The sequence below is a fragment of the Loigolactobacillus rennini DSM 20253 genome (assembly GCF_001436505.1).
Lineage (GTDB): Bacteria > Bacillota > Bacilli > Lactobacillales > Lactobacillaceae > Loigolactobacillus > Loigolactobacillus rennini.
This window is the reverse complement of the sequence record NZ_AYYI01000050.1, coordinates 1-335: the sequence shown is the minus strand read 5'-3', so window position 1 is coordinate 335 and position 335 is coordinate 1. Positions and strand designations below refer to the sequence as shown.

At 38.2% G+C, this 335-nt stretch carries 1 protein-coding gene; it reads right to left on the bottom strand.

Going from position 1 to position 335, the window contains the following annotated elements; genetic code table 11:
• Positions 1-335: phage portal protein (locus tag FC24_RS07430; RefSeq protein WP_157059100.1), on the bottom strand; the 335-nt coding region annotated here is incomplete at both ends.

Sequence of the window (335 nt, the reverse complement as noted above, 5' to 3'; positions counted from 1 at the left end):
GCAATCATCATTTTAAAAATTGGATCCAAGGTGGACTGGAGATACTCTAAGTTAGCCTGTGTAATAGATGTATTAACGGTTTCCACACCTAGTTTGCTAACGGGCAGGCCAAATGCTTTCGCAACTTGATTCGTACTGAATTTATACGAATTCAAAAAGTTTAAAACCTCAGTCGGAATTTTTAAACGAGTAAACTCCATAGTGTCATCAATTGCAACTAAGCCGCCATTCTGTTTCAACTGACTATCGGCAAAATTCTGTTTTAATTGCTTTAAATCCTTGTTAGTAATTTGCCCTTTCTTATATCGCAGTACCGCAGTTGATGTCCCGCCGTT